Raw genomic sequence first — 21,479 nt, 5'->3', positions numbered from 1 at the left:
ATAAAATTGCATTGCACGTGACGCTGCAGTTGCCGGGGATCCGCTTGCGGCTGTAAGTTTACCGCTCCTCGATTTGTGCGCGGAAGAACTGGCGCTCTTCGGAGACTGGCACTGCGATCTCCCAAGGCATGCCGATGGCGCGCTCGACGCCGTCGTTTCCGGGGATCTCCCAGACACTCCAATCCACGAGATTGGGCGAAGCCTCAAGCAGCACTCCGCGCCCGGGAAGCGAGGGCATGGTCAGGTGAAAATCACCCCCACTCAAGGAGGCACCGAGCACCGGACTGCCGTCGGAACCGAGCGGATCGGTGTGTTCCAGGAACTCGGTGTGGTTGTCGCGGCCATCGTCGTCCGGATCGGCGGCGGCAAGCTGGTCTGCCGGTGGACGGGCTCCGAGATTCTCTGCGGTCCAAGCCGCAAAGCTTTGGCGGCTGGCGAGTTCCGACTCGATCCAGTCCTTGAGCAACTGGACTCCAGCGGCGTCGACCACGTTCGATGCCAGCGGTGGCATGCGGGTGTAGCCATTGCGGACGGCCGCGCGATGGACGAGCACGGACCGTTCTTCCTGGCCGGGGACGAGCAGCCGGTCGTCCGGATGAAACACCCCGCTGCTCGGGATGACGTTCACCGTTTCGGTGGAAAAGAGCGGCAGCTCGGCGCGGGCGTCGAAGTTCACTGGAGCGGTGCCGCCGTCCATGTGGCAATAGGCGCAGTTCACATCGAGCCACGCCCGCGCGCGTGCTTCCAGGGAGTAGGCCGCATTGTCGGGAGCCACGTGCTTGGCCAAGGTCAATGGCGAGGCATCGAGCCCGCTTAGGTAGCCGGCATCCGCGAGAAGTTGCACAAAGTTGCCGTTTTCGAGTCCGACTTGTCCCGGTGCGTTCAACTGCCGCGTCCGGAACGAGAGCGACAGACCCGCTTGGGAGGAGTGGCAGGTCATGCACTCGGCGCGGGATGGGATTCGCCAGCGCTGGACGGTCGGGGTGCCGCTCACATCGATGGTGAGGTCGAATTCCTCACCGGCTTCGTTGACCAGCGTGGCCTGGGTGCCGGCAGCGTTCCAGCGGTAGGAGACTCCGTAGGCTCCGGTCGTATTGCGGACGAAGATCCGCGTTTCGAGCCGCTTTGCCGAGGCTGGAGTACCCCGTTGCATCTCCATGTCGAAATGCTTCACCCACACCGTCCCGGCGGGCGTGTCCCATGCTCCTTCTTCGTGGAAGCCGAGGGTGGCCGATGGGCTGGGAATGCCAAACCAGCGGCGCTTCTTCGCATGGTCCGACCAGAACGGGAGATTCACGTCGTAGGCGACCATGCCTGCGGATGGAACGAGCGTCGCCACATCGGCAAACAAGCCGGTATCGTCGAGCGTGGCCGGGAAGCCGGTGTCGACCGCTTGGCTGACGAGTCGCCGGATCTGGCCGTTGAGGTCGGCGATCAGGACGTCGCCGTTCGAGGGATCGAGACCGAAGCCTGCGATGCCACCCTCTCCAGCAATCCGCTCCACGGCCGCGGTGGTCGTGTTCATCGCCCAGATGTGCCCCGACGAGAAATCGGCAAAAATGTAGCGGCCTGTTAGAGAAGGCAAGGCCGTGCCGCGATAGACCACACCGCCGGTGACCGAGTTCCCTTGGAAAGTTCCCGAGCCGTGGCCATAGGCGTAGAGCGGTGCCTGCGCGCCAGTCCAGCCGCTCGGCCGCGAGTTCCATTTGGGGCCGGTGTCGAAACCTTCACGGAAGGCCCATTCATAGTTGCCGCCTCTGGCGATCTTGCTGATTTCCTCCCAGCTTCCGCCGCCGACATCGCCACACCACAGGTCACCGGTGGGCCGATCGAAGGAGAAGCGCCATGGATTGCGCAGGCCCACGGCCCAGAACTCGGTGCGAACGTTGGCCGGTGTCACGGCTAGCCCGTTGAAAGTGGTCGCGTTCACCCACGGGTTGTCGGCTGGCACCTTGTAGTGCGGGTTGCCGGTTAAGGAATCGATCATCACCGCCGTGTGGCTGTTAGGACGCAGGCTCGGGTCCAAGTTGTAGTTCAACGGATCGAAATCGACGTCGATGCGCATGATCGAGGAGAAGAAGTCCTTGTCGATGCGCTGCGAGTTGTCTTCCGCGTCGTTCTGGCTGCCTTCGTCGCCGAAGCTGACGTAAAGGTAGCCGTCGTTGCCGAAATGGACGTCACCGCCGTTGTGGTTGTCGTGCGCGTCCTCCTGCTGGAGCAGGATCTTCTCCGATGCCGGGTCAGCAAGGTTGGCATTGCCGGTCGAGCGCGCGAACTCCGACAGGCGCTGGTAACGGACACGGTTCGGGGCCGTGCCCAGATAGACCGAGTAGAAGATGAAGAAGCGGCCGTTCGCCGCGTAGTTGGGATGGAAGGCCAGACCCAGCAGTCCCGCTTCGCCGCCATTCTCGAACGTTTCGTCCGGGATATCGGGTGGCACTGCTTCCCGCGCGTTGACGATGGAGTCGAGGTTGAGGAATGGCTGCGCGCCCAGCGCCGGTGCAGCGAGGTTTGCGATCACCTCGATGTCCCCGCCCTTTTCCACGACGAACAAGCGGTTCGTCTCACCCGGGGGCGTTGCCATGGCCAGCGGCTCGGAGAAACCGATGGAGGGGAAGGCGTTGACGGCGGCGATCTGCTGGAGAGGGGGATTGGCCGGCATCTTCGATGCGGCGAGCGGCAATCGCATGGCATCGGTGATCTGCAGGGACACGGTCGCGGTCGAAACGAGCCCGGTGGTATCGCGGATCTCATAGGTCAGCGAATCCGTGCCGGTGCCGCTGCCAGTGTGGGTGTAGCCGAGCTTGCCATCGGAACGGACGGTCGCGGTGCCGTGGGTGGGAGGGGAAACGATGGCGAGCGACGAGAGGTTGAGGGTGTCCCGGCCGTTGGGATCGAGATCATTGGCGAGCACACGGAGGATCACGGATGATCCGGGGCGCACGAAATCGGAGTCGTTGTTCGCGATGGGCGCGACGTTTTGCCAGGTGCTGAGGCGGTTGCCGGGCAGGTAGGCGATGGATGCTTGTCCCGGATAGGTCCAGCCCACGCCAAGGTGGTCGCCGCCGCCCCCCTCCTTGTGCAGGGCCTCGATGTAATAGTAGCGGCCGGCTTCCAGCGGGATCTCCACCGAGGTCTGGTCCGGTGAGTTGGTCCACTGTCCCGCCGGCACCCAGCCCGAAACGCCGGCAATCCTGCGCTTCTGATCCGGCGATTCGTTCGTGCTGAGCCAGAGCTGGCTGCTGTCGTCGGAGTGGATGTAAAAACGGTAGTTCCCCGTGACTGGCGCATGAACCCAGCCGAAAACCCGGGAGCCGTAGTTGTCCGCAGCGTCGCGCGGCGCATCGAACGTGGTGAGCACGCTCGTCTGGTTGGGGGTGTTCGGAAAGGTCGCCAACGAGGTCAGGTTCGCGACTTCCGAGCCGCCGGCGCCCGTCCAGACATGCCGCGTGATCCCGCCGGTAGGGGGCGCGGCGAGGGCGGGGGCGGACAGGAGCAGTCCGGTGCAGATGACGGATTGAAAGGCATTCATGGTTTTTCAGGGAATGAGCGACATTCGCTTCAACCCGGATCCCCGGCGGCGGGCGTATCGGGTTTGTTTCGGGCATCGCTCCTTTACGCCATGAAGCGGTGAGATTCAATCGACAGCGTGTTTGCCGATCTTCTGCGCGTCCGGACGCCGCTCGTGAACTTTCACGTGCTGAAGGACGAGTCTGGTTTAGTGCTGCTCGATGCTGGGTTCTTGGGAGCGAGTCGTAGCCTGCGCCGGGCCTTGGCTGAACGCGGCTGGGAAAACGAACCGGTCCGCGGCATCCTGCTCACCCACGGGCACCTCGATCACAGCCTGAATGTCGCTCGCTTGGCGAAGGAAACCGGGGCGTGGATTGCGGCTCCGCGATTGGACGGTGGCCGTTATCTTGGCCGGACGAGATCCCTCGGCTGGTCGCGGATTGCGGGTGCTTTGGAGGGGATTGGCCGCCCGTTGCTGGGATTCCGGCCGTTTGTTCCGGACCGCTGGATCGATGACGGGGATGAGCTCGAGCTATGGGGTGGCTTGCGGGCCGTGCATTTGCCGGGGCACACCGAGGGGCACACCGGCTACTACTGTGCGTCACGCAAGCTGCTGTTCTGCGGTGACCTTTTCGCCAGCTTCAGCCGGTGGTCTCATTTTCCACCGGCCATCCTGAATGCGGAGCCCGAGAGAATGGCGGAGAGCATTCACAAGGCACTTTCGCTCGATTTGGCCGGAGTCATCCCCAATCACGCGGACGATGCGGAAGCGGAGGAGCACTTGCGACGTTTGCGGATTCTCGCCGGTCGCCTCAAAGGCGATTGAGGATTCCACCCAGTAGCGACTCAAGCCGAAGCACGCCATGATCGGCGCGGAAACGGGCGAAGTCGCTCTGCAAGGGGCGGTCGTCCCAATCGCGCCCGTCGAGGATGCGGCGGAGCGCTTCCAGTGCCCGCTCGCTGTTGCCTTCGGGGATGGTCAGGCCGGTACGATAGCCTTCCACGCGGTGGCCGATGCACTCACCCTCGGATGCCAGGCAGGGAATGTCGAAAGCCGCGGCCTTGCCGAGCGTTCCGCTGCTACCCTGAAAACCCTCGTAGGCCGCCCACGCGACGTCGAAGGTGCGGAAGACGTCATTGAAATCCTCTTCCGCAGGAATGCGGCCGCCGGGCAGGGTGAAGTGGAGATTGTCGATTTCACCGCTGGCGACGCCGCGGGCGGTTCGCTCGACCAGCGCGTGTTCCTCGTCGGAATACTCCGGCCGCTCGTAGTGGCCGGCACAGGCAAAGTACCACGGGAGTCGTAGTTCGCGGGCCTTTTCGGCGACGCGCAGGAGATTGAGAAGGCCCTTGCGGCGCTCCATGCCGAGCAGGCCGATGATCTTGCGCCCGGCGGCCTTGTGGCGGATTTCTTCGGAGAGTGCGTAGGGGCGGCTTGGCAGCGAGGCATCGGTGACGTCGGGGAAGGCATGCACGTCCTGGCCGGTGTAGCGCTCCATCGGGTCGATGAAACGCTCGTCGAGCACGCCGATGCCACGGCACAGCGAGCTGCGGATGATGGCGTCGCCCTTTGCGAGCAGGCGCAGCGACTTCACCGGCGAGGCGCTTTCGCCATGGTGGTGATTGCGCAGGTAGAGACCGCTCCAAGGGCGGTCAATCGTCAGGTGCGGCACCGTCGGAAAGGGCAGGAAGCGCAGGTAGCTGTCGAGGTAGGGGAAGAATACGAGGTCCGCCTTGCGGCCGGTCGCCTGCTCGGCTTCGAACAACGTGTCGGCGCAGCGTTTCCAGCGTTGGTAGGTGCGCATCGGGTCACCCTCGAAGCGGCCACCAAACCAGCTTTTTTTCCCGCCCTGCAGCTTGTGGGTGGAGACGCGGCGGTCGAAGTCCGCCACCGCACTGATCGAGGCGGTGCGTGCGGCGGAGAAGGCCTCGCCGGGTTCCGGGCAGAGGCCGATGACGAAGGTGCCCAGCCGAAGGAAGGTCGCGGTGAATTGCGAAAAGTACATCGGATGGTGGCCGATCCAGAGCGGATCGACCAGGGCGACGGTCTTCGGCGGCGGATCGGAAGTCATCGGAGGGTGGGGGGCTGCCCGGCGTGAATCCAGGAGGCCCGCACCAGAAAAGCCTGCGATAGCCCGGCCATCACGCCGAAAATCATCGCGGCGAGGCGTTCGTCGAAGGGATTTGAGGTGAGCGTCTCGCTGAGCAGGCAGCATGCCGCGATGAAGGGGAGAAATGCCAGCCACTGGTCCGGGCCCGGATCGGAGGCATTGGCGCGGGCCGCGGCGAGCGAGGCGACCATCGTTCCGGCGATCAGCGCGACGTGGGCCAGCAGCCCGATCAGGCCGCCGGAAAAGAGCGAATACGTCCACGTCGAGTGTCCGGCGAACCACACGTCCTCGCCCAGCTCGACATCGGGCGGGAAGACGAGGCGGATCTCCGGAATGTAGGATGGATGCCAGTAGTAGGAGGCTCCAATGCCCTTGCCGTGCAGGTAGTGGACCGGCTCGCGGTTGAGGATTTCGAAAATGGCGTCCGCCTCGGCGACCCGGGTCAGGAATGAGATGTCGGCGGTGGTATTGCGGTCCTCCGCGTGGTGGAAGAGCCGCTCGTTCCAGCGCTCGATCTGGTGCGGCTCCACCAGCGCCGCGATGCCGATGGCACCGATCGCCAGCCCGCCGATGGCAAAGCCCGGCCACAACCGCTTCAAGGCATCGATGGGCTGATAAATGCCCCAGCGGACACCGAGCAGGAAGCACAGTGAACTCGCGCAGGCCGACGCCATCACCGGGAACAGCAGCGAGCGCGTGACCGTAATGAAGATGCCGAAGAACAGCACGCCCACTGCCAGCGGCAACAGCCAGTGGAAACGCGAGCGGAGCAGCAGCGCGCAGCCGATCCATGCGGCGAGCCAGTTGTTGGCCGAACTCTGCACCTCCACGCGGGCGGTCTCCATGGTGACGCCCTTGAAGACGAAGCCGTGGAAGATCCGCCACAGCACATTCGTGCAGGCTGCGGCGAAGACCGGCGCGATGATGTGCGATGGTTTCACGCCCACGCAGCCGGCGATGTGGGCGTTCATGATGCCCGCCAGGCAAAGGACAAGCGGCAGGATGATTCGCAGGGAGCGTCCGGGTGCGACGCCTTGCAGGATCGCATTCGCCGCCATGAAGGCGAGGAAACCACCCCAGCCGAGGATCAGCCAGGCACCGGGGCGGACCAGCAAATGTCGCCAGCCTAACAAGAGGATGCCGGCCGTGGAGAAGACCGCGAGGGCGAGGAAGACGAGTTGATCGATGCCTGCGCCGCCGCTGGCCTCGCGCGCTTGGGAAGCGCGGTAGTCAAAGGCGAAGGAAGCCATGAACACCCACAACAGCCGCTCCACCCACGGCGCGGCGGCGGTGGATGGCACTTCGATGGCGTCGTGGGTCGTCGCCGTCATGCGCGGAAGGCGTCGGGGTTTTCCAAGGCCCGGCCTAACAGATCGCCGCGGTCTTCCCAACGGAAGGCGTGGCGGCAGGCTGCGAGGGCGCGGCTGGCGGCGTAATTGAGGAAGGCGAGATCGTCGATCTTCTCCGCTACCGCCCGGGCGAGCGACTCGGGATCGGGCGCGGCGATGGCCTCGGTGGCGGGGTCGACCGGCACGCCGCTGAGCGCCGCCTCGACCGAGGCGAGCGGCAGACCGCGGAAGATGTAGTCGAGCGCCTTGAGCTTGAAGCCGCCGCCGAGCGCCTCGGGGATCAAGCCGATGCGGGCTTGGTCGAGGTAGGGGGTGACCGATGGCACATTGGCCGTGAAGGTTGCCCACGGGTGCTCGCGGGCGAGCGCTGCAAACCACTCGGGGTCGGCCTTCCCGACGACCTGGAAGCCGATCTTGGCTTGCTGGAACGGACCCGTCGCGGCGCGGAGGAAGGATTCGAGGTTGCGGCGCTTGGCGAGCCACTCGAAGGCACCTGCGAGCACCACGGTGCGTGGGGTTTCGGCCGTGATCGGGCGCGGCGGGCCATCGGGAATTTCGCCAGTGTAGCCCGGTGGCAGGATGCAGACCGGCTTGCCGGGGTTTTCGCTGCGGAAGGCCCCGGCATCGCGAGGGGTGATTGCGGAAATGAGGATGGCGCGCCGGCAGAGAGCGCTTTCCATGCGGCCGTATTTGGCGGAGTCCCATTTGAGGGCCATCCTCATGGGGAAGGAGCCGCTGCCATCGGACGCGACCTGACGCCGGACCGAGGTCTCATGATTGTGCGCAAGGTAGGCCACCCGGCGGTCATTGCCGACTTGGTCGAGCGCCCAGGCACAGGCGGCTTGGTCGATGATGATCCAGTCCCACTGTTTTTCTAACAGGCGTGTCAGCTCGGCACGCTGGACGGGATTGCCGAGGCGGAAGGCATCACCGGGCAAAGTGGAGCCGAGGCTGCGAAGCCGTCCGCTCGGGATGGTGCCATGGAGTTCCCAAATGACTGCGGGGCCACCGATGCCATCTTTTTTTCCATGATGCGCGAGCACGGTGATCTCCAGGCCGGGCCGGGCGGCCAGCGACGTCAGCAGGCCGAGGGTGTAGATCAGCTCGCCGCTGTCAGCGGGGCGGGGGTCTTGCCGGGTGATCCAGAGGCAGCGCATGGGCGGGCGGGCAACGTTTACCGCAAGGCTCACGGCTTGGCCGTTAGAATCTTCTCGAAGGTCGTGGCGGTCTTCTCGATCGGGAAGGTCGCCTCGGCGTAGGCGCGGGCCTTGCGTCCGAACTCCTTGCACTCTTCGGGCGAGGCATGGAGGAAGCTCGCGGCAGCGAGGAAGCCTTCCATGTCCTTTGGCTCGACGGTGATACCGGCACCGTGCTCGCGGGTGATGCGGGCCGCCAGGTTCTGCTTCGAGACTGCCAAGAGTAGCGGACGGGCAGCGCACAGATAGCTGAGGGTCTTCGACGGGACGGAAAAGACGCCGGCTTCTTCCTCCAGGATGCCCACCAGCACGTCGCCGCTGGCCAGCACTTGCGGCAGCTCGGCGAATGGCTGGTACGGTAGGAGTAGTAGGTTCGTCAGGCCTGCGGCGGCGGACTCGCGTCGAAGCCAGTCGGCACCGATGCCTTCCGAGACGATCACGATGCGCACCGAGTCGTCGTCTTTGAATTTCTTCGCAAGCTCCAGCAACATCGCTGGATTGTGCTTCATGCCGATGGTGCCGGAGTAGAGGTAGACGAACTTGTCGTGGAGATCATGTCGGCGCGACCACGCGTTGTCCTTGGGATGGACGGGGATCTCCTCGATGACCGCCCAGTTGGGAACCACCGAGACGCGGTCGGGATCGACGCCGAATTCACCCGCAAGGATGGGAGTGAAGTCGGCGGTGATTGCGACGATGCCGCTGCTGCGCTTGAACTGCCGCGAATCAAGCAGACGATACCAAGCGCCAATGAAGCCACCGGCGACCGGGATCTTCTTCCGCAGGAGCTTGTCGACTGCCAGGCTATAGAAATCCTGGACCCAGTAATAGAAGCGACCGCCCACTTCGACGGTGGCGCGGGTGATGGGCTCCTGGGTCTCGGTCGGGGTGTTGCCGGAGAGGACGGCGTCGGGCTTCCATTCGCGCACGAATTCCGCGGCGGCCTTGCCGTAGCGGATCTCCATGTCGCGGCGACGCCGGAACGAATATTTGAACCGCGGGTAATCCGGATCCATCGGGATCTCGCGGAATTCCAGCGTCGGAGCATCCGCGGGATGCCGCTGCAAATCGCCGCGCGGCGTCTGCAGTGAGCCGGCAAAGGCGTGAACCACTTGGTGCCCTCGCGCCGCGAGCGCTCGGCTCAGAGACGTCGGAAAGGCGTGGCCGGCGTAATCGTGGACCAGGATTTTCATTTAAGGGGGGATGGCCGGGGAGGGCCGGGCCGATCCTACCTTTATGGTCCTCAAGGTCAACGAACTGCCTTCACGCGATCGCGTGGGCCTTACTGGAAAAGGAAAGCCAGGACGACGTAGCCGAGCACCAACGCCGTATAAATGGACGTGAGCACTACGGTTTCGGCAGTCGAAGACGAGGTCTGGTGATGTTGAGTTTTCATGACTGATAGGGGGTGGGAAGTCCTGCCAGCCGGAGCTAGCAGGACTAGATGGAGTGCAGGAGAGGCCTCACTTGGCCTCGCGGTTGGCGTCGGCTTCTTCTTCCAGAGCATCGGCCTTCTGTTCGGCGGCCTTGCGAATGGTATCGGCGTTTTCTTCGGCTGCGTCAGCGCGGGCTTCGGCCGTTTCCTTTTCGGTATCGATCGCGTCCTTGGCCTGATTGCGCACGCGGTCAGCGGCGTTTTCGGTGGCGTCGGCAGCGGCTTCACCGTCCTTGCGGACCGCGTCAGCCTTCTGTTCCAAGTTGTCGGCCTTGTTTTCGAGGCTGTCTTCACGAACCTCTTCTTGGCGCGAATCACACGAAGTGAAGGCGAAGGTGTAGGCAGCAGCAGCAATCAGCGTGGGAATAAGGGGCATTTTCATGATGGTCGTATATGGTTGATGGGCCTAACGGCTCATACCTTAGTTTGGCACGTCGAGTGCCGTTCGATTTTCAATGAGTTACGACGAATTTCGGGCGAGGAATGCGGCTCCTTGCATGAAAGTGGGATGCAGGATGCACGGAGAGCCATCCAGAAGGAGGACGCGGACGGGAAGGAAACTTGCAGCGATTGTCTGCCTTTGTTCCCGTGGCGGCGGGATGAATCAAACGCCGACGGCGGACGAGGTGATGGCAATGCTGCGCGATGAGGGACTAGTCGATCTGGCGCCGGACTTTCCGGCGAATGGAGACCTGTTTACTGCGGGCATGGACTCGATGGCGGTGATGCAGCTCATCGTGGTGGCGGAGGAGCGCTTCGGCGCGGTCATCGGCCCCGAAGATGCGGGTCGGGAGAGCCTCGGCACCCCCGCGGCGCTGGCGGAATTGATCGGGAGGAAGCGGGCATGACTGCCGATGTGCTGGTGCTTGGGGCAGGCAGCGCCGGATTGGCGGCGGCTGTCACGGCGGCGCGTGCGGGAGCGCGGGTGATTTTGGTGGAACGATATGGCTTCGCCGGCGGGATGGGGACGGCGTCGCTGGTTCACACGTTTTGCGGGCTCTATCTGTTAGGAGACGGCGCGCCGGTGATCGCGAACGCTGGATTTCCCTCAGAGATGGCGGAGCGGATGCTACGGGCGACCGGCGAGAGCGGCCCGGTGAAAATGGGCCGTGTGTGGGTGCTGCGGCAGCACCCGGTCGAGTTTGTGAGGATCGCCGATGAACTGCTGCGCGAAAGCGGTGTGGAGGTGCTTTTCCATACCGAGGCGCTTGATGCGGCACACGAGGGTGATTCTTGGGTCGTGGATGCGATGTGCCGCGGGCAACGCCGTGAGTTGTGGGCGAAGGCTCTGATCGATGCATCGGGCGATGCGGTGCTGGCGGATTTGCTGGGTGCGGGGTCGGAAATGACCGAGTCGTCCCGCCTGCAGCGACCGGCCTACGTTTTCGGCGTGCAGGGCGCGGCCGGCGGAGAGGAAGGGCTGGCGCTGGCAGGGCGGATCGTCGATGGCGTGCGGCGCGGGTTGCTCTCGAAGGAGACTCTCGGGCTGCATTTCAGGGCCAGCGGCCGGGCGGGGGAGATTTTCGGGACCATCGACCTGAGTGGTGCCGAGGAGGGTGACTATAATCCTTTGGATGTTGCCTGCCTGTCGCGGTTGGAAGTTACCGGCCGGAGTGTGGCGGCGGCGGCGGTGGATTTTCTGCGGAAGGAAGCGGCGGGCTGGGGAGGCGCCTGTATTTCCCAGTGGCCGGTCCGTGCGGGGGTTCGAGAGAGCCGTCGCTGGAAAGGGCGGCACGTGCTGACCGAGGTGGAGGTGCTCGGCGGCGTGCGGCACGAGGATGACATTGCGCTGGCGACCTGGCCGCTGGAGTTCCGCGAGACGAACCGGGGGCCGAAGTTGCGGTATCCGGAGAATGACCAGGCGGCCGGCATTCCGCTTGGGTGCCTGATGCCGGAAGCGCTGGATGGGGTGTTCGTCGCAGGTCGCTGCATTTCGTGCGACCACGGGGCGCAGGCCTCGGTGCGGGTGATGGGCACTTGCTTCGCCACCGGCCAAGCGGCGGGGCTGGCGGCGGCGCTCGTGGCGAAAGGCGAGACGGACGGTCTCGCGCAAGCGATCCGGCGGCAGTTTCCGTTCGGGGTTTGAGCACTCGGGTCTTTCCTGATCGGCCATCACGCTTTCCACTGGGCGCATGCAGTGGCGCATCCGAGTGGATACCGGCGGGACCTTCACCGATGCCTGGGCGCTCGGTCCGGATGGGGCCGAACGGCGGGCGAAGATCCTTTCCGACGGAACCCTTCGTTGCCGGCTCGTGTCTCAAGAAGATGGCTGGTGGATCACCGATTCGGAACTATCCCTGAGCGATGGCACGCTTGCCGGGTGGGCGGGAAGAGATGTCATCGTGCTCGACAGCCGCGATGGCGCGCGTTGCCTGAAGCTCGGAGGAACTACCACGGATCTCGTAGCTGGTGGCATCCTTGAACTCTCTTGTGGCGACGAGGCCCCGGTCGCTGCGGCGAGGCTTCTCACCGGCACGCCGGCGAGGAAACCGTTACCGCCGGTGGATTTCCGTGTGGCGACTACCCGTGGGACGAATGCCTTGTTAGAGCGGAAGGGCGCGCCGGTGCTGTTCGTTGTTACCCGCGGCTTCGGTGATTTGTTAGAGATCCGTGACCAGCGGCGCGAGTTGCTCTTCTCGCTGGACCAACCGAGACGCCAGCCGCTTGCCAGTGCGGTCTGCGAGTGTGGGGGACGGCTGGATGCCTCGGGCGCGGAGATCGAGCCGCTGGATCCGGAGGAGCTTCGTGAGCAGGTGAGATCCTTGCGGGCACAGGGGCTTGAGACTGCTGCCGTCGCGCTGATTCATGCGTGGGCGAATCCCGACCATGAGCGCCGGGTCGGGGAAATGCTGCGTGAGGAAGGATTCTCCCACGTCTGTCTGTCCTCAGAGGTCGCGCCGATGATCCGCCTGTTGCCCCGGGCGGAAACCGCGGTGATGGATGCTTACCTCGCGCCGGTGATGGAGCGGTTTGTCCGCCGCGTGGCGGGACCGCTGGGAGCGGAGCCGTGGCTGATGACGAGTGCCGGCGGCTTGGTGCCCGCTGGCGATTTCCGACCGAAGGATTCGCTGCTGTCGGGTCCGGCGGGCGGTCTCGTCGGTGCTGCCGAACTCGCACGGAGGGCCGGCTTTCCGAAAGTCCTCACCTTCGACATGGGCGGCACCAGCACGGATGTCGCGCGCATTGACGGGCCCTTCACGTGGCGGCAGGAGCAGGAGATCGGTTCCGCGCGGGTGTTCGCACCGGCCTTGAAGATCGAGACCGTGGCTGCCGGCGGCGGCTCGATCTGCCAGTGGCGGAACGGTCGCCTCGAGGTCGGACCCGAAAGCGCCGGTGCCAATCCCGGGCCAGCGTGCTACGGCCGTGGCGGGCCACTGACGCTGACGGATGTGAACCTGCTGTTAGATCTGATGGACCCGGCCAAGGCTGGCATTCCGCTGGACCGCGCGGCGGCCGAGGTGCGTCTCCAACAGCTCCTCGCCGACCTCCGCGATGCGGGTGAGGAAACGACGGCCGATCACCTGCTTTCCGGCCTGCGCGACATCGCCGTGGAAACCATGGCCGAAGCGATCCGCGGTGTCAGCGTGCGCGAAGGTTGCGATCCCCGGGACTTTGCTTTGCTCGCGTTCGGCGGAGCCGGGCCGCAGCACGCCTGCGCGGTCGCGGATCGCCTCGGTGTTTCCCGTGTGCTCATTCCAGCGGACGCCGGGTTGCTCAGCGCCTGGGGTCTTGAGCGGGCCCGCCGGCAGGAGCAGCGGGTGAAGCAGGTTTTGAAGCCGTTGGAAGGCAGGGCGTCTCTCGCGTCCGAATGGGAGGCGCTGGCCGCCAGGGTCACGATTCCCGAGGCGGCGTATCGATGGATCGCCGACCTCCGGCTCACGGGGCAAGATAGCTCTCTCACCGTCGAATCGTCCTCCGCCGATGTTTCGACCGCAGAACTTATCGAGGCCTTTGCCGCCGAGTATCAGAAGCTCTACGGCTATCCGCCGCCTTTGGGTCGCCCGGTGGAGCTTGTTGCTCTGCGCGTGGTCGCCGAGGAAAAAGGCGATGAGGCCATTTCGGAGAGCTTTTCCGAAGAGAGGGCTCCGGGGCCGATCCTGCTTCAGGATCGCTTCTCCACTTGCTTCATCCCCGTAGGCTGGACGATGCGGCGTGGCACACGGGGGACGTTGCTGTTAGAAAAATCGGCGGCCGACGATCTCCCATCTTCCATCCACCATCTTCCCTCCGCGGTTTCCGCCGGTCTCTTCCGCAGCCGCTTCGAAGGAATCGTCACCGCGATGGGGGAGATGCTCCGGCGCACGGCACTTTCCACCAACGTCAAGGAGCGGCTCGACTACTCCTGTGCGCTGCTGGATGCCGCCGGCCATCTCGTTGCCAGTGCACCGCACGTGCCGGTTCATCTCGGGGCGCTTGGCGTATGTGTCCGCGAGGTTCTGCGCGTGCTCGATCCGGGGCCCGGCGATGTGGTCATCACGAATCATCCCGGCTTCGGTGGTTCGCATTTGCCGGATGTCACGCTCATCGCTCCGGTCTTCGACCGGGACGGAAAGCGGATCGGCTTTGTCGCGAACCGCGCCCATCACGCGGAGATCGGCGGCAAGGCCCCGGGCTCAATGCCGGCGGATGCACGCTTCCTCGCCGAGGAAGGCGTCGTGATTGCGCCTCGGCTGTTGGTCCAAGGCGGAGTGCCTCGATTCCCGGAGATCGAGACGCTGCTGCGCGACGCTCCGTGGCCATCGCGTCGCATCTCCGACAATCTCGCCGACCTCGAAGCGCAGCTCGCCTCGATCCACCACGGGGTGGGCGCGTTGGAGGAACTCGCCTCGGCAAACGGGGGAGACATCGTGCGCGATGAGCTGCGGGGCATCATTGATCGATCCGCCGTCCTGATGGCAGCGCGCTTGCAAGGGCTCACGCTCGACCGAACGGTGTCCTCTTCTTTTGACGATGGCACTCCGCTACAACTCCGCATGATCGTAGAAGTTGGTAAGCTGGTCCTCGACTTCACCGGCACCGGAGGCGTGCATCCGCGCAATCTGAATGCCACGCCTGCCATCGTCCGCAGCGCGGTGCTGTTCGCGTTGCGGCTGTGGCTGGGTGAAGACGTGCCGCTCAACGAGGGCCTGCTCGAAGCGGTCGAGACGGTGATCCCGCCGGGCATCTTGTCTCCGGAGTTCGGCGATGATCCGGCGCGGGCACCCGCCGTGGTCGGCGGCAATGTCGAGACCAGCCAACGGCTCACCGACCTTTTGTTAGAGGCGCTGGATCTGGCTGCAAACGGCCCCGGAACGATGAACAACTTCCTCTTCGGCGATGAACGCTTCGGCTACTACGAAACCCTGGCGGGCGGCTCCGGCGCGGGGCCGCATCACCACGGCAGTTCCGGTCGCCACGTTCACATGACGAACACCGCGATCACCGATCCGGAGGTGATGGAACACCGCTTTCCCGTGCGGCTTTGGAAGTACGAGATTCGCCGTAGCTCAGGCGGTGCCGGAAAGCACCACGGCGGGGATGGCGTGACCCGCGAGGTGGAATTCCTCAAGCCGCTGGTTGTCTCCTTTCTCACCGAGCGTCGCTTGGCTGGGCCGCGCGGACTTCACGGCGGAAGCGGCGGTTCACCGGGGAAGCAGGTCCGTGTGCATCCCGGTGGTCGCCGCGAAACTTTGCCGGGGGCGGTGACCTACCAGGCCGAGGCCGGCGAGCGCGTCGTCATCGAGACGCCGGGCGGTGGTGGCTACGGAGCGATCTGAGCGAAACGGTTCGCGGCGGCATCGGCCCCCCAGCCGATGCCGCCGCGTTTTCTGTCCCGCCGGACCGCCGCGCCAGCCATTCGGAAGCCTCCTCTTTGGCTTCACACCAGCGGCGGACCGGAAGTTTTCACCCAACTATTCTATCACACACAAAGGAAAGCTCTCGGAGTGCCGGAGGGTTGGCCGGAAACCCGCGACGAGCGGTTTTCCCACCCCCTCCGGCAGCTCGGGGAGGGGGATTGGAGAAGTCTTCCTTCTCGACAACCTCCGAAATCGCGCGACGGCGAAAAAGACAAGGCGCGTTCATGGCTTTGGCACCTATCGTCCGAATTTCCCTATAATCAATAGACCATGATAACGAATTTTTTATAATCACATAACCGGCAGGGGTGCAACGAGCCCATCCTCCCCGCGGAAGATTGCCAAACGCGCAGTCAAGATCGGCGGAGCAAGCCCCGCTGGCCTCAATGGGCATCAATGCGCCGCTAACCAGTTCGGGCCGGTGCCGTGCTCCACCAAGATTGGCACCTCGCCGGGAAGCGGGAGCGCTGTTTCCATGGCGTGGAGGATCTTCGGGACGAGTTCTTCCTGCTCCCCGAGCGCGAGGTCGAAGACGAGTTCGTCGTGGACCTGGAGCAGCATCTTCGTCTGGTGGGGCGTTTCCCGGAGCAGGGCATCGATGCGGATCATCGCCAGCTTGATCATGTCCGCGGCGGTGCCTTGGATCGGGGTATTGATGGCCGCGCGCTCGGCATTGCCGCGAATGGTTTGGTTCGCCGAAGTCAGATCCGGGAAGTAGCGGCGGCGGCCGCTGAGGGTCTCGACGTAGCCGCAGTCGCGCGCCTCGGTGATGGTGCGATCCATGAACTCTTTGATCGCCGGGTACTGCTTGAAGTAGTTGTCGATGATCTCGCCCGCTTCGCCGCGCGGAATGCCGAGGCGCTGGCTGAGGCCGAAGGCGGAGATGCCGTAGATGATGCCGAAGTTCACCATCTTCGCGCCGCTGCGTTGCTCGCGGGTGACCTCGGTTTCAGAGATGCCCCAGACCTTGGCCGCGGTGGCGGTGTGGATGTCGCGGTTCTCGCGGAAGGCCTCGATCATCGAGACATCGTTCGCCAGCCCGGCCATGACGCGGAGCTCGATCTGAGAGTAGTCGCACGAAAGCAGGGTGCAGCCTTCGCGGGGCACGAAGGCCTTGCGGATCTGACGGCCGAGCGCCGAGCGGATCGGGATGTTCTGCAGGTTCGGATCGGTGGAGGCGAGCCGGCCGGTTGCGGCGACGAGCTGGTGAAACTGGGTGTGGATGCGCCCGGTCTTCGGGACGATGTGGCCGGGAAGCGCGTCCAGGTAGGTGCCCTTGAGCTTGGTGGCTTCGCGGTATTCGAGGATCTCGTCGATGATCGGGTGCTTGCCGGCGAGTGAGGCGAGCGTGGACTCATCGGTCTTGAACTGGCCGGTCTTGGTCTTCTTCGCCTTGTCGGCGAGGCCGAGCTCGTTGAAGAGGATCTCGCCGAGCTGCTTGGGGGAGTTGAGGTTGAACGGGCGTCCGGCGAGGGTCGCAATCGAAAGCGAAAGCTCGTCGATCCGCTGCTGGAGTTGCACACCGATCTCGCTGAGGGCGTTGCGGTCGACGGCGATACCTTCCATCTCCATCCGGACCAGCACCGGTGAGAGCGGGCATTCAATGTCGCGGAACACGTGCTGCTGGCCATCTAACAGAGGCCGCAGTTTCTCCGCGATCTGCCAGGTGACGTCGGCGTCCTCGGCGGCGTATTCGGCCAGTGTGGCCAGCGGGATGGCGGCGATATCGAGGTTCTTGGAAGCCTTCTTGGTTTCCGCGAAGGCGAAGAGATCTTCGCTCGCTTCGGGTGAAGGAATGGCGCTGGCGATTTCGCGGAGCTTGACCGGCGTGTAGCCGAGCATGGTCTCGCTCACGTAGTCCATGTTGTGGCGCTGGTCGGGAAAGGCCAGGCCATGCGCGAGCATCGAGTCGAAGATCGGTCCGGCCACCTCGATGCCGTAGCGGTGAAGTACGGAGAGGTCGTATTTGAGATTATGGCCGATCTTTTCCACGGGTGAGGAGAGCGCCGTGCGCAGAGCCGGAAGCAAGGGATCGGAGTAGGGGAGGTACCACCCTTCATGAGCATTCCAGGAAAACGCCACACCAAGAAGCTTGGCCTCGAAACGATCAAGCGAGGTGGTTTCAATGTCGAAGCAGAAGCGCTCCTGCTTGGCGAGTTGGGCGAAAAGCTCGGCCTGCTTGTCCGGGGTGTCAGCGAGGTGATACGTGTGCGGGACCTCGGCGATCGTTTTGAGGTGGGAGAAGACCGGGGCGGTCGTGGTCTGCTCACCGGCTTCGGGCGGAGTGGAGTCCGCGCTCGCGGCGTTCCCGGAGTCGCCGAAGAGGCGCTTGGTGAGGGTGCGGAACTCGAACTCGGTGAAGAGCGCCTTTACCGCGTCGTCGTCGCGGGAGGTCAGGGCGAGATCGGCCCAAGTGACCTCGATCGGCGCGTCGATGATGATGGTGGCGAGGTCCTTCGAGAGCAGGGCCTGCTCGGCATAGGTTTCGAGGTTCTCCTTCTGCTTGCCTTTGAGAGAGGCGAGATTGGCGAGGAGGTTTTCGACCGAGCCGTAGTCGGCGATGAGTTTCTGGGCGGTCTTCGGCCCGATGCCGGGGACGCCGGGGATATTGTCCACCGAGTCGCCCATCAGCCCGAGCAGGTCGATGATCTGGTGCGGTTCGGGCACTCCCCAGATTTCCATGAGCTGGGGAACGCCGATGACCTCGTGCTCGGCACCCTTCTTGCCGGGTTTCCACATGAAGGTGCGGTCGCTCAAAAGCTGGGCGAAGTCCTTGTCGGGGGTGACCATGTAGGTCTCGAAACCTTGGGCTTCGGCGCGCTTGGCCAGCGTCCCGATCAGGTCGTCCGCCTCGTAGCCGTCGATTTCGAGCAGCGGGAGGTGGAAGGCTTGGCAGAGCCGTTTGACGTTTGGAATCGCGGCGGCCAGCTCTTCCGGCATTTCGTCGCGCTGGGCCTTGTAGGCCGGAAATTTCACGTGCCGCGGGGTCGGGGCGGAGGTGTCCCATGCGACGCCGAGGTGGGACGGCTTCTCCTTTTCCAAGATCGTCAGCAGCGTATTGATGAAGCCGTAGAGGGCTGACGTGTTGATACCCTTGGAGTTGCGAATGGGATTCTGGATGAAGGCGAAGTGCGCGCGATAGACGAGCGCCATCCCATCCAGCAGGAAAAGTCGGGGCATGGGCGGAGGCTACGGGGCGTCGTGGCGAGCCGGGAAGCGGAAAGGGCGGCGCGGGAGGTGGAAATGGACCGGGGGAAACGCCCGGTGAAATTTCTCGTCAAAGACCGGCCTGAGATCCTACGTATCCGCAGTCACATGAACGTTGTTTTCCCGATCTTTTGTGTCGTGGCTGCTGGAGCGGCTGGCTACTTCCTAGAGCCGTCCTTGCGCTCTACTTTGACTGGGAGGACGACTGTCTCGATCGTGGTGCAGGAGACTCCCGAGGACGCGGAGGAAACCCCGGCCCCACCAAAGCCGGATCCAACTCCGAAGCCGACGCCCGCTCCCGAGCCACCACCGGTGGTCAAAAACGATCCGGAGCCGACTCCCACGCCGGAACCTACGCCGGAGCCCACTCCCGTGGTGCCTGATCCGGCTCCCGAACCCGCACCCACCCCAACGCCTGAACCAGCTCCGGAGCCCGCACCGGCACCCGTCGCCTCCGGCACCCTCAGCGCCGACGACATCGTGAAGGTGATGCAGGATAGCATCAAAGAGAAGCAGGTGAAGGAATTCACCTTCGAGCAGGTGCTCGGCTGGAAGGCCGGCGAGGAAGAGGAAGTGGACGGCGCAAAGTATCAGACCGGCCAAGCGGCCTATAAGGCCGAGACGATTTTCGGAGTGAAGACCATCCAAGCGAAAGCCCTCATCAAGGACGGCAAGGTCTCCAAGTGGATCTGGCCGAACAGCGGGATGGAGATCAAGTAGAGACGAAAGACTCGAAGAGCCAAGACGCAAGACTTGAGAGCGGCGGCCGATGGCCGCCGTTTTTTCGTGTCGATCTCACCTTGAGGGAAGTCGCCCCTGTTTATCCGCCGAAGTTCTCGCGGAACAAGACCTCACCTTCTTCTTCGTTGAAGAAAAAGTCCTTCTTCAAAGCGTTGACGTCGTGGAGCAGGATCAGCCTTGGAGTCGCATTCTCCAGCAAGAGGGCCGGTACCTGTAGCTCAAGCAAGCTTTGTGAGGGGTCCTGCTCTTCATCCACTCCAAAGCGTAGGGCGATGCCGGTCTTCTTTAGTAATGCATTCGTAGCGAGGATGCGCTCTTGTAGGGTCTGCTGGGGAAATTCAATCAATCCCGGCAGGGGCGTGTTGAACGAGGCCAGCATGTCGCTGATGCCGGGACGCTTCTCCGGTTCCCGCTCGCGGACCTTGTGGCTTGAGGAGACTTCTTCGGCTGAGTGCGGCTTCCCTTTCTCATCGTGAGCTCCGGTAGTTCCAGAAGCGGACTTGCTGGTTTCCGTGATACTGTTTTTCACAAAACGAGAGCAAAGGAAGACAACCAGGCCGGTGACCAGCAGAACGATCCAGACGCGGCGGAACGACATGGTAAGGATGGCTTGGCGTTTTTCAGCCGAGGTAGCGGGCCTTCAGGTGGGCGAGGTGCGCTTCGGGGGAGGGGGGCTTGCCGGTTGCCTGGGTGACGATTTCTGCTGGGGTGAGCACGGCACCCTTGGCGTGGACCTTGTTGCGCAGCCAGGAGAGCAGGGGGGCGTACTCGGCCTTGGCGACGCCGGCGGCGATGGCGGGATCGGCAGTGGCGGCGGCGAAGAGCTGGGCGGCATTCAGGTTGCCGAGTGTGTAGGTCGAGAAGTAACCGAGGCCTCCCATCGCCCAGTGGATGTCCTGGAGGCAGCCGTGGGCGTCATCTGGCGGGGTCATGCCGAAGAGGTCGCGGAAGCTTTCGTTCCATGCGGCGGGCACGTCTTTCACGGAAAGCTCGCCGGCGACGAGACGACGCTCCAGCTCGAAGCGCAGGAGGATGTGCAGGTCGTAGGTCGCCTCATCCGCTTCGACGCGGATGAAGGAGAACTCCGCGCGGTGGATGGCAGCGAGGAAGTCATCGAGCGAGGTGTGAGCGAGCGCCGGGAAATGTTGGACCGCGACCGGCAACCATTTTTCCCAGAACGGACGCGAGCGGCCGACGTGATTTTCCCACAGCCGTGACTGCGACTCGTGGATGCCGAGCGAAGCGGCATCGCCGGAGGGCAGGCCGACCTCGCTGACGGGCAACCCTTGCTCGTAGAGCCCGTGACCGGCCTCATGCATGACGCCGAAGAGCGAGGAGGTGAAATCGCTTTCGTCGTAGCGCGTCGTCAGCCGGATGTCGCGGGGGCCGAGGGTGGTGCAAAACGGATGCGCGGTGGTGTCGATGCGGCCGGCCTTGAAATCGAAGCCGAGCGACTCTGCGACCAAGGCGTTGAACTCCTTTTGGGCGGCGATGGGATAGACGCCAGTGGGAAGGGTGGCGTTGCGCTTGTTAGATCGTTCGACGGCCGCGGCGGCGATTTCGCGGAGTTGTGGCTTCAATGCTCCGAACAAGGACGCGATGCCGGCGGAAGTGGAGCCGCGTTCGTAGGTATCGAGCAGCGCGTCGTAGGCCTCGGCCTCATAGCCCCAGCGGTCGGCCTTCTCACGGGCGATTCCGAGCAGGGTCTCCAGATGGGGAGCGAAGGAGGCGAAGTCCGAGCGTTTGCGGGCGTCGGCCCATGCTTGCTTTCCCAGCGACGATGCCTGGGCTTCGCGGGCGACGAGTTCGCCGGGGAGCTTGGTGGCGCGGTCGAAGTCGCGGCGCATGACGACGGTCAGTGCGGGCGCGGCGGACTCGGCTTCGGCGGTGGCGAGAGCTTCACCCCAGGCGGCGGAGGTGCCGAGTTCATGGGCGCGTTCCGAAAGCCAGGCGATCTGGTCGGCGCGCCACTCGTGACCCTCATCCGGCAGGTAGGTTTCCTGATCCCAGCCGATGGTGGCGGCGGAGGTGGCGACGACGGCCCGCTCGCGGGCCAAGGTGCGGAGGCGTTCGAGGGCAGTGCTCACGGGGCG

General features: G+C 64.2%; 14 protein-coding genes. 5 read left to right on the top strand and 9 right to left on the bottom strand.

Annotation, left to right across the window (positions count from 1 at the left end):
* Window positions 1-58: 58 nt before the first annotated feature.
* Window positions 59-3,532 (bottom strand): PQQ-dependent sugar dehydrogenase, encoded by a 3,474-nt coding sequence (locus OKA05_RS12850; protein WP_264487549.1) that lies wholly within the window; start codon window positions 3,530-3,532, stop codon window positions 59-61.
* Window positions 3,533-3,649: 117 nt separating this feature from the next.
* On the opposite strand from OKA05_RS12850, the gene OKA05_RS12845 reads away from it, so the two are divergent.
* A complete protein-coding gene (locus OKA05_RS12845) occupies window positions 3,650-4,336 on the top strand; it encodes an MBL fold metallo-hydrolase (protein ID WP_264487548.1) in 687 nt (228 codons plus the stop codon).
* On the opposite strand, the gene OKA05_RS12840 is transcribed toward OKA05_RS12845, so the two are convergent.
* From OKA05_RS12840 to OKA05_RS12820, 5 genes are all read right to left on the bottom strand, one after another.
* The gene (locus OKA05_RS12840) at window positions 4,323-5,582 is read right to left on the bottom strand and encodes a glycosyltransferase (protein ID WP_264487547.1); all 1,260 of its coding nucleotides are present in this window, start codon (window positions 5,580-5,582) and stop codon (window positions 4,323-4,325) included. The genes OKA05_RS12845 and OKA05_RS12840 overlap by 14 nt on opposite strands.
* The gene (locus OKA05_RS12835; protein WP_264487546.1) at window positions 5,579-6,952 is read right to left on the bottom strand and encodes a hypothetical protein; all 1,374 of its coding nucleotides are present in this window, start codon (window positions 6,950-6,952) and stop codon (window positions 5,579-5,581) included. Before OKA05_RS12835 ends, OKA05_RS12840 begins: the two co-directional genes overlap by 4 nt.
* Window positions 6,949-8,127: a glycosyltransferase gene (locus OKA05_RS12830; protein ID WP_264487545.1), complete on the bottom strand. Its 1,179-nt coding sequence runs from the start codon at window positions 8,125-8,127 to the stop codon at window positions 6,949-6,951. Before OKA05_RS12830 ends, OKA05_RS12835 begins: the two co-directional genes overlap by 4 nt.
* Window positions 8,128-8,156: 29 nt before the next feature.
* Entirely contained in the window at window positions 8,157-9,359 is a 1,203-nt protein-coding gene (locus OKA05_RS12825) for a glycosyltransferase family 4 protein (RefSeq protein ID WP_264487544.1), read from the bottom strand.
* Between the two features lie 270 nt (window positions 9,360-9,629).
* Complete coding sequence (locus OKA05_RS12820) at window positions 9,630-9,983, bottom strand: hypothetical protein (RefSeq protein WP_264487543.1); 354 nt, start codon at window positions 9,981-9,983, stop codon at window positions 9,630-9,632.
* Between the two features lie 217 nt (window positions 9,984-10,200).
* Here OKA05_RS12820 and OKA05_RS12815 point away from each other — a divergent pair, with 217 nt between their 5' ends.
* Genes OKA05_RS12815 through OKA05_RS12805 form a run of 3 tightly spaced genes read left to right on the top strand, consistent with a single transcriptional unit; the run spans window position 10,201 to window position 15,357 of the window.
* The gene (locus OKA05_RS12815) at window positions 10,201-10,449 is read left to right on the top strand and encodes an acyl carrier protein (protein WP_264487542.1); all 249 of its coding nucleotides are present in this window, start codon (window positions 10,201-10,203) and stop codon (window positions 10,447-10,449) included.
* Entirely contained in the window at window positions 10,446-11,687 is a 1,242-nt protein-coding gene (locus tag OKA05_RS12810; RefSeq protein WP_319800652.1) for an FAD-dependent oxidoreductase, read from the top strand. Before OKA05_RS12815 ends, OKA05_RS12810 begins: the two co-directional genes overlap by 4 nt.
* Window positions 11,688-11,733: 46 nt before the next feature.
* On the top strand, window positions 11,734-15,357 hold the full coding sequence (locus tag OKA05_RS12805) for a hydantoinase B/oxoprolinase family protein (RefSeq protein WP_264487541.1): 3,624 nt from the start codon (window positions 11,734-11,736) through the stop codon (window positions 15,355-15,357).
* A gap of 474 nt (window positions 15,358-15,831) precedes the next feature.
* Here the strand turns inward: OKA05_RS12805 and polA are convergent, their stop codons facing one another.
* Window positions 15,832-18,618 (bottom strand): DNA polymerase I, encoded by a 2,787-nt coding sequence (gene polA / locus OKA05_RS12800; protein ID WP_264487540.1) that lies wholly within the window; start codon window positions 18,616-18,618, stop codon window positions 15,832-15,834.
* 135 nt (window positions 18,619-18,753) lie between these two features.
* Here polA and OKA05_RS12795 point away from each other — a divergent pair, with 135 nt between their 5' ends.
* Window positions 18,754-19,365, top strand: coding sequence for a hypothetical protein (locus tag OKA05_RS12795; protein ID WP_264487539.1), 612 nt, complete (start codon window positions 18,754-18,756; stop codon window positions 19,363-19,365).
* Between the two features lie 100 nt (window positions 19,366-19,465).
* Here the strand turns inward: OKA05_RS12795 and OKA05_RS12790 are convergent, their stop codons facing one another.
* The gene (locus OKA05_RS12790; protein WP_264487538.1) at window positions 19,466-19,984 is read right to left on the bottom strand and encodes a hypothetical protein; all 519 of its coding nucleotides are present in this window, start codon (window positions 19,982-19,984) and stop codon (window positions 19,466-19,468) included.
* Between the two features lie 22 nt (window positions 19,985-20,006).
* Window positions 20,007-21,473, bottom strand: coding sequence for a carboxypeptidase M32 (locus OKA05_RS12785; protein WP_264487537.1), 1,467 nt, complete (start codon window positions 21,471-21,473; stop codon window positions 20,007-20,009).
* Between the last annotated feature and the right edge of the window lie 6 nt (window positions 21,474-21,479).

The organism is Luteolibacter arcticus (assembly GCF_025950235.1).
Classification (GTDB): Bacteria; Verrucomicrobiota; Verrucomicrobiia; order Verrucomicrobiales; family Akkermansiaceae; genus Haloferula; species Haloferula arctica.
Note: the sequence above shows the minus strand (reverse complement) of the source record. Positions and strands in the feature narration are given on the sequence as shown.